Below are 248 nucleotides of genomic sequence, written 5' to 3' on the forward strand. Positions count from 1 at the left end.
ACTTCATTTACTGTGTACTTGAACTCATTTCCTTGTCCATCGTACTTTGGTAGATCTTTAAAACTGAAGTTCCAGTTTCCTTCTTTATCAGCTTTCACTTCTTCTGTTTTAAACTCTTTACCATTTTGAAGTAATTGAACTGTGATGCTTTCTGGACGTGTGTTGAACTTGTTGTTGTAGTCTTCCCAGACTTTCTTACCACTTACTTCTGTTGTTTCCGTATTCTTGTAAGTGTTCGTAATCGTTGT

General features: G+C 35.9%; 1 protein-coding gene. It reads right to left on the reverse strand.

What is annotated here, in order from left to right; all coding sequences use genetic code 11:
* Positions 1 to 248: Cna B-type domain-containing protein (locus JDS80_RS30970; protein ID WP_199640838.1), on the reverse strand; the 248-nt coding region annotated here is incomplete at both ends.

Source organism: Bacillus cereus group sp. N8 (assembly GCF_016483685.1).
Classification (GTDB): Bacteria; Bacillota; Bacilli; order Bacillales; family Bacillaceae_G; genus Bacillus_A; species Bacillus_A proteolyticus.